Source organism: Aeromicrobium sp., from assembly GCF_036676885.1.
Taxonomy (GTDB): domain Bacteria; phylum Actinomycetota; class Actinomycetes; order Propionibacteriales; family Nocardioidaceae; genus Aeromicrobium.
The window spans coordinates 1-7,596 of the sequence record NZ_JAKFCB010000406.1 but is presented as its reverse complement, the minus strand read 5'-3'; the positions used below and the strand labels follow the sequence as shown (position 1 = coordinate 7,596).

Sequence of the window (7,596 nt, the reverse complement as noted above, 5' to 3'; positions counted from 1 at the left end):
GAGTCCGGGATCCTGGCGGTCGGCGCGATCAACAAGCGGCCGTGGGTCGGTGACGACGACGAGATCGTGGCGCGCTGGGTCACGACCCTGGCGCTGAGCTTCGACCACCGCGTCGTCGACGGCGAGCAGGGATCGCGATTCCTGGCCGACGTCGCCACGATTCTCGGCAACCCCGCGCTCGCCCTGACGTACTGAGAATGGGCTGCAATCGCAGCAGATTTTTCAGCGATTTTTCAGATTTCGCCCTTGAAGCGGGCGGGAAGCCGATCTACCTTTCTCTTAAGAGTTGAGTCCGATGGACTCAAGTTTGCGAAGGGAGTTCTTGTGATGATGGACATGTTCGATCCTTTCGGCGACCTCGATCGCCTGACCTCTCAGCTCTCCTCGCGGTCGACCCGACTCATGCCGGTCGACCTGTACCGCGAGGGTGATCGGTACGTCCTCGCCGCTGACATGCCGGGCATCGATCCGGGATCGGTGGACGTCGATCTCGACGGACATGTGCTGACGATCAGGGCCGAACGCACGCCGGCGTCGCATGACGACGCCAAGTGGCTGGCCAGGGAACGTCCGTATGGCAGCTATGTCCGTCAGTTCAGCCTGGGTGACGGGGTCGACACCGAAGGGATCTCGGCGCACTACGACAACGGTGTCCTCAGCGTCGTGATCCCGGTGAGCGAGCGCGCCAAGCCGCGCAAGATCGACATCCTCGGCGGCAAGTCCGAGCAGACGTCGATCTCGGCCTGACGTACGCGGCTGGGTGTCGGACCAGGCTCAGGGTCCGGCACCCAGCTCTCGCCTCTTCCGCCGCGCGAGTGCGGCGCGTGCGCGACCCTAGACTGAGTCGGTGAGCCAGCCTGCCGTGACCCGCCATCCCGGCGCGTACGCGGTCTGGGTCGTCGCGCTCCTGGTCTATCTCCTCGCGGTGTTCCACCGCTCGTCGCTCGCGGTTGCGGGGCTCGCCGCGACGGATCGGTTCGACATCTCCGCTGCCCAGCTGGCAACGTTCACGATGCTGCAGCTCCTGGTCTATGCAGGGATGCAGATCCCCGTCGGCCTGCTGGTCGACCGCTTCGGCCCGCGGCGGGTGCTCCTGACCGGTGCCGTCACGCTGACCCTGGCGCAGGCTGGATTCGCGTTCGCCGACACGTATGCCTGGGCGCTCGTCGCGCGGCTCTTCGTCGGCGTCGGCGACGCCATGACGTTCATCTGCGTGCTGCGGCTCGTCAACACCTGGTTCGCGCCTCGCCGCGTCCCGCTGATCACTCAGCTGACCGGCGTCACGGGGCAGCTCGGCGCGATCATCGCAGCAGTGCCGATGACGGTCGCGCTGCGCGAGCTCGGCTGGACGAAGTCCTACCTGATCGCCGCATCGCTCGGGGTCGTGCTGACCGTGGCCCTGCTGGCATTCGTCCGCGACGCGCCGGCCGCGAGGTCGCAGAGCGGCGCGGCCCTGTCACTCAGCGGGATACGGCGGAGCCTCGGTGCGTCCTGGGCACAGCCCGGCACGCGTCTCGGGTTCTGGATGCACTTCACGACGCAGTTCAGTGCCACGACGTTCGGCCTGTTGTGGGGCTATCCGTTCTTCGTACGCGGTGAGGGCCGGTCCGACCAGGTGGCCGGGCTGCTCCTCACACTGATGGTCGTCGCGGTGATGTCGGCGGGACCCGTGCTCGGCTGGGCGATCACGCGTCATCCGTGGCACCGCTCGACGATCGTGCTCGGCATCATCGCCGCGATGGTGGTGGTCTGGACCGTCGTGCTGGTGTGGCATGGGCCCGCGCCGCTGGCGCTCCTGGTGCTGCTGGTCGTCGTGATGGGGGTCGGTGGTCCGGCGTCGATGATCGGCTTCGACCTCGCACGTACGTCCAACCCCGCCGACCGGCTCGGCAGCGCCACGGCGATCGTCAACCAGGCCGGGTTCGTCGCGAGCCTCGTCCTGGTGGTGGCGATCGGCGTGATTCTCGACTGGCGCACGCCCGGCTCGTCGACCGCCTACCCGGCATCGGCGTTCCGCTGGGCGATGTCGTTCCAGTACGTCCTGTGGCTGCTCGGCGTGATCCAGATCTGGCGCTACCGGGTCAGGACGCGAGCCAAGATCATGGCCGAGGAGCCGGAGGCGTACGGGCGCACGCGCGAGCTCGGCTAGGTCCAGCTCCGCGAGGTATGACGAAGTGCCCCGCTCTCATCGCTGAGAACGGGGCACTTCGTGACACATCGGGTGGTTCGGGGTCAGCTCTCGTCGGGTTCGCGGACCAGCATGAGGTTGGTCTTGCCGTCATGCGTCAGAGCGCCGACCTCTTCGAAGCCGCGGCTCTCGTGGAACGCGAGCGAGACGTCGTTGGTCTCGTAGACCTCGAGCGCGACGGGGGTGTCACCCTCGATCTCTTCGTAGAGCTTGGAGGCCACGCCCTTGCGGCGGTGCTCGTCGGAGACCACGATGCGGTCGAGGTAGACATAGTCATCGATGAGCTTGTCCTCGAACCACCGGTAGCGGCTGGAGTCGTACTCGGCGCCCGGGGGCAGCGTGATGACGAAGCCGGCGATGTCTCCGTCGTCTTCGACGACGAGGGCCTGGTCGGACATCTTGACGAGGAGCGAAAGGCTCTCGTTGTCGAGTGGACCGACGCCTTCGAGGGCGTTCTGGTTGAGGTGGACGATGCTGTCAAAGTCGCTGTGCGTCATTTCTCGGATCATCAGGCATTCGACGTTACGTCAACCTGGAGCGAAAGGCACGCGAGAAGGGGGTGCGTGTGGGCCATCCCACACGCGCCCGATCGGTCCGGATCGGCGGTATCTTCGGGCATCGCAAGGGCTTTGCGGTCAGACGTCGAAGATCGCGCCGATCGCGGCTTCCGACGCCGACCACAGGTCTCGCGCGAGGTCCTCGTCGCGCGCCGCCCGGCTCATGCCGACCAGCTTGGGCCGCCCGCGCAGCCCGCGAATGCCCGACGGTCCGACGTACTCGCCGCCGGTCAGGGACGGATCCGTCGCCGCCATCAGGATCGGCAACGCTCCAGCAGCGGCGGATTGCGCGATGATCTTGCTGACCTGGTGCATGCCGATGTCCGGCAGCGACAGGCGGCCACCGGTGGGCCCGGTCTTGGTGATGTTGGTGGAGGCATAGCCGGGATGGGCGGCGACGCTCACGACGCCCAGGCCCGCAGCCTTGGCGCGCCGGTCCAGCTCCAGCGCGAAGAGCAGGTTGGCGAGCTTGGACTCGCCGTATCCCTGCCAGCGCCGATAACGGCGGGTCGAACCCTCGCGGGTCAGGGTGGTCAGGTCGATGCCGCCGACGGCCGTGTGGGCGAGCGAGGACACCGTGACGATCCGGGCGTCGCTGTCCCGCAGGACCGGCCAGAGCTCGGCGGTCCAGGCGAAGTGGCCGAGGTGGTTGGTCCCGATCTGCAGCTCGAAGCCGTCGGCCGTCGTCGAGTAGCGCGGCGGAACCATGATGCCGGCGTTGTTGACCAGGATGTCGATGCGCTCGTACGCCTTGGAGACGTCGGCCGCGGCCCGCCTCACGTCGGCGAGGTCGGCGAGGTCGAGCGAGACGACCTCGATGCTGGCTCCGGGAACGCTCTCGGCGATGCTGGCCACCGCGGTCTCCGCCTTGCCCTCGTCGCGTGCTGTCACGACGAGTTCTGCGCCGTGCTTGGCAAGCCCGATCGCGGTGTGCAGGCCCAGCCCGCCCGTCACCCCGGTGATGAGGGCGCGCTTGCCCGAGAGGTCCGGAATGTCGTGGGTGCTCCAGGTCATCGCGCCAGCCTAGGGCCTGCCGCGGGATCGTGCCGTGGGGTCAGGACAGGATCGCCATGGCGGCGAGCGTCGCCCGGCCCAGCATCTCGTCGCCGTCGATCCCGACCTCGAGCTCGTCCGCGGTGCGACGGCCGGCGGTCAGCACGGTGAACGTCTCGGTCGTCATCGTCAGCGTCACGGACGGTTCGTGGAGCGTCTCGATCGCGCTGGCGTGACCGTCCTCGCCGACTCTCACCGCGAGCTGCAACGGGGTCTCACCCGTCACCTCCCACTGCACCGTCGACATCGCCGGCGGCTTGACGCGCTTGCCCAGCACGTACGGCATGGCGAACGAGAACGTCATCACCGCGACGTGGGCGCCCGTGCTGTCGAGCCCGCCGGGCCGGCCGACGGCTCGGCGGATGTCCTGCTCGTGGACCCAGACGTCGATCGAGCGGTTGCGCAGCAGCGTGTCCCAGCTCCACGGGATGCCGCCCGGTGTGACGGGAGCGAGCGCAGACGGGTCCTCCGGCAGCTCGGCCAACCGGCTCGCCCGCAGCTCGACGGCCGAGGCGAACTCCTCGATCAGCTCGGCCGGACTCCGGTCGCGGCGTGCCTCGACGCCCTTCGCGGTGTAGGCCGACACGACCTTGGAGGCACCGGCTTGGTCGCGGCTGTTCTGCTCGGTGCTGCAGAGCTCGGTCTCCAGGTGGGCCAGGTGCGCCAGGACGTCCTTGACGGTCCACTCGTCGCAGTCGGTCGGGCGCGCCCAGTCGGCGTCGTCGAGCTCGCCAGCCAGGCCGAGGATCGCCTCGGCCGACTCGCGCCACCCGCGTACGTACGTGTCAAGCAGGTCCACGAGAGGCCTCCCGGCGGTGTTGGCGACGGCAGTAGAACACGTACCCCGCGAACAACGCTCCCAACGCCACACCGAGGACGCCGATCCCGTTGGCCAGGTTGGCGCGGGACTCGAAGCCGCTGACCGTGGCCCAGGTGTACGACGCGTTGTCGGCCCGCTTGTCCCGCGGCGCGCACTGCACCTTCATGCCGTCGGCCCCCTCGTTGAGCAGGCCGATCAGGTGCCACTGGTTGCCCTCGTTGTCGACCGTGATGTCGAACTTCGCGGGCGGGATCTCGACGGGCTTCTTGTCGCGGCCGACCGCCCGGCACGAGACCTTGCGGTCGGGCTGCACGATGTCCGTGAAGACCACGAGGGTCTTGCCCTGCGCAGCGGCGCGAGTGGTCGTGGGTGAGACCGAGACCTCGCGCACCGGATCCCAGGCGCCGGCGGCGATGATCGTACCGACGACGCTGCTGGCCAGGGCGAGGAAGAAGGCCGCCAGGTACCACAGCGGGTTGACCGGTTTCACGGAGCCACCTTCCCACATGCGTGCCCCCTTGCCGTTTCTTGACGGCCCACACGTACGACCGACAGACTCGGTGATTTGCGTGTCAACCAATCGAGAGGACCATCCATGGACGAGATCTTCCTGATCGGTCGCATCCTGATCGCCTACCTGGTGATCGGCTCCGCCGTCGGGCACCTGACGCAGACGACCGTGATGGCCGGCTATGCCGAGTCGCGCGGAGTGCCGGCGGCCAGGCGTGCGGTCCAGGTCAGCGGTGTGGGATTCCTGTTGGGCGGACTCTCGATCCTGCTCGGTGTCTGGGGCGACATCGGTGCGCTGGTTCTCGCGATCCTCCTGGGGTGCACGGCACTGGTGATGCATGCGTTCTGGAAGGAGACCGACGAGCCGAACAAGATGATGGAGATGGTCCAGTTCAACAAGGACCTGGCCCTCGCCGGTGGCGCGCTGGTCATCTTCTCGATCCTGTCGAGCGACTTCGCGCCGTACACGATCACCGGAGCGCTGATCACCTGGTAGGCGCGCTCCCCGGCTGGCGGTCGAGGACCTTCGCCCCTCGACACCCGTGACAGCGCGGGCCGATACTGAGGTGACGTCCATTCGAGGAGACCCGATGACCATCCGCGTCTTCCTGCTGGATGACCACGAAGTCGTGCGCACGGGCCTGCGCCAGCTGCTCGAGAGCGGCGGTGACATCGAAGTCATCGGTGAAGCCGGCACGGCCGGCGCCGCACTGGCCCGCATCCCGGCACTCATGCCCGACGTCGCGGTGCTCGACGCGCGGTTGCCCGACGGCAGCGGCATCGAGGTCTGTCGCCAGATCCGCTCGGCGCATCCCGACACCAAGGCCATCATCCTCACGTCGTTCGACGACGACGAGGCGCTCTTCGCCTCGATCATGGCGGGGGCCGCGGGTTATGTCCTCAAGCAGGTCACGAGTCAGGACCTGATCGCCGCGGTCCGGCACGTGGCGTCCGGCGGTTCGCTGCTGGATCCGAGCGTGACGGCGAAGGTCATGGAGCGCCTCCGCGCGGGCACTCCGGAAGAGCCAGATGAGCTCAAGAGCCTCACGGCCCAGGAGCGTCGCATCCTCGAGCTCGTCGCCGAAGGCCTCACGAACCGGCAGATCGGTGAGCGGCTGTTCCTCGCGGAGAAGACGATCAAGAACTACATGTCCAACGTGCTGTCGAAGCTCGGGCTGGAGCGGCGTACCCAGGCGGCGGTCTTTGCCAGCAGGCTGCTCGACAACAGCTGATCCTCAGGTCGGGGCGATCCAGACCACCCGGGTGCCACTGCCGGTGGCCTCGTGGATCTTGAACTCGCCGCCCCTGGCCTCGGCGCGCTGTCGCAGGTTGGCCAGACCGCTGAGCCGCGGCGACGTGCCCGGTCCGACGCCGTCGTCGGTGACCTCGACGATGACATCGCCGGACACCGCGGCGATCATGACGGTGACCTGCGCAGGGCCGGCATGCCGCACGGCGTTGGCAAGGGACTCGGTCACCACCGCGGCCACGTCGTCGCTGAGGTTCCCGGAGACCATCAGGTCGACCGGGCCCTGGAACGTGACCCGGGGCCTGCTGCGCAGCTGATCGGCGACCCGACCCACGATCTCGAGGATCCGGGCGCGCAGGCTCACCGCTGTCGTGTCAGGGTCGCGCTGCATCCCGAAGATGCTCTGCCGGATCTGGGCGATTGCGCTGTCGATCTCCTTGATCTGCGTCATGATGCGGGCAGCGGTCTCCGGATCTGCGGTCGTGGCGGCGGCCTGCAGGCTGAGCCCGGTTCCGAACAGGCGCTGGATCACATGGTCGTGAAGGTCGCGCGCGATCCGGCCACGGTCCTCCAGCAACGCGACGCGCCGGCGCGCGCGGCGGGACTCGGCACGGTCGATCGCGACGCTGACGTGGCTGGCGAACGACGCACCCATGTCGAGGTCGCGAGCGCTGAAGGGAGGGCGCCCGGCCAGCCGCGAGAGCGTGAGCACGCCGGCCGGGCTCTCACCGTGCATGAAGGGGATGACGACCGCGTTGCCGAGCAGGGCGTGCTCCGCGAAGCCGTCGGCCTCGAACTCTCGTGACTCGCTGATCAGGATCGGCTCGCCCGAGGCGATCGCATCGCCGGCGAACGTCCCGTCGAGGGGAAACGACATCGTCATCAGGTCTTCCGCGCCGCTCCCGGACGCGCGATCGACGAAGATCTCGTGGCCGGACGGCGTGATCCGGCCGATGCTGACGATGTCGGCCTCGGCGAGCTTGCGGACCTGCTCGACGATGACGGCGAGGTGGTCCTCCTCTTCCTCGTCGCGCATGAGCCGCCGGGCGGTTTCCGCCAGCGCGGACGACCACCGCTCGCGATATGCCGAGTCGTCGAACAGGCGGGCGTTCTCGATCGCGATGCCGGCAGTCGCCGCGAGGGCCTCCGCCAGCTCCTCGTCCTCTGCCGAGAATGCGCCGTTGAGGCTGTCGGTGAGGTAGAGGTTGCCGTAGATCTC

Annotated in this window: 10 protein-coding genes; 5 read left to right on the top strand and 5 right to left on the bottom strand. The window is 68.2% G+C overall.

Annotated elements, in window-relative coordinates; all coding sequences use genetic code 11:
- The 3 genes from V6M46_RS19070 to V6M46_RS19060 all read left to right on the top strand — a co-directional run.
- Positions 1 to 195: 2-oxo acid dehydrogenase subunit E2 (locus V6M46_RS19070; RefSeq protein WP_332668032.1), on the top strand; the 195-nt coding region annotated here is incomplete at its 5' end.
- A 141-nt stretch (positions 196 to 336) separates the two neighbouring features.
- A complete protein-coding gene (locus V6M46_RS19065; RefSeq protein ID WP_332668030.1) occupies positions 337 to 747 on the top strand; it encodes an Hsp20/alpha crystallin family protein in 411 nt (136 codons plus the stop codon).
- A gap of 100 nt (positions 748 to 847) precedes the next feature.
- Entirely contained in the window at positions 848 to 2,149 is a 1,302-nt protein-coding gene (locus V6M46_RS19060) for an MFS transporter (RefSeq protein ID WP_332668029.1), read from the top strand.
- An 83-nt stretch (positions 2,150 to 2,232) separates the two neighbouring features.
- On the opposite strand, the gene V6M46_RS19055 is transcribed toward V6M46_RS19060, so the two are convergent.
- The 4 genes from V6M46_RS19055 to V6M46_RS19040 all read right to left on the bottom strand — a co-directional run bounded on the left by V6M46_RS19055 (position 2,233) and on the right by V6M46_RS19040 (position 5,108).
- Positions 2,233 to 2,685, bottom strand: a complete 453-nt coding sequence (locus V6M46_RS19055) for a GNAT family N-acetyltransferase (protein ID WP_332668028.1) — start codon at positions 2,683 to 2,685, stop codon at positions 2,233 to 2,235.
- 138 nt (positions 2,686 to 2,823) lie between these two features.
- A complete protein-coding gene (locus V6M46_RS19050; RefSeq protein ID WP_332668027.1) occupies positions 2,824 to 3,759 on the bottom strand; it encodes an oxidoreductase in 936 nt (311 codons plus the stop codon).
- Between the two features lie 40 nt (positions 3,760 to 3,799).
- A complete protein-coding gene (locus V6M46_RS19045; protein WP_332668025.1) occupies positions 3,800 to 4,597 on the bottom strand; it encodes a maleylpyruvate isomerase family mycothiol-dependent enzyme in 798 nt (265 codons plus the stop codon).
- The gene (locus V6M46_RS19040) at positions 4,584 to 5,108 is read right to left on the bottom strand and encodes a hypothetical protein (protein WP_332668023.1); all 525 of its coding nucleotides are present in this window, start codon (positions 5,106 to 5,108) and stop codon (positions 4,584 to 4,586) included. Before V6M46_RS19040 ends, V6M46_RS19045 begins: the two co-directional genes overlap by 14 nt.
- A gap of 105 nt (positions 5,109 to 5,213) precedes the next feature.
- On the opposite strand from V6M46_RS19040, the gene V6M46_RS19035 reads away from it, so the two are divergent.
- Positions 5,214 to 5,624: a DoxX family protein gene (locus V6M46_RS19035; RefSeq protein WP_332668021.1), complete on the top strand. Its 411-nt coding sequence runs from the start codon at positions 5,214 to 5,216 to the stop codon at positions 5,622 to 5,624.
- A gap of 94 nt (positions 5,625 to 5,718) precedes the next feature.
- Complete coding sequence (locus tag V6M46_RS19030; RefSeq protein WP_332668019.1) at positions 5,719 to 6,360, top strand: response regulator transcription factor; 642 nt, start codon at positions 5,719 to 5,721, stop codon at positions 6,358 to 6,360.
- Positions 6,361 to 6,363: 3 nt separating this feature from the next.
- Here V6M46_RS19030 and V6M46_RS19025 read toward each other — a convergent pair.
- Positions 6,364 to 7,596 (bottom strand): GAF domain-containing sensor histidine kinase (locus V6M46_RS19025; protein ID WP_332668017.1); only part of this gene is annotated, 1,233 nt, incomplete at its 5' end.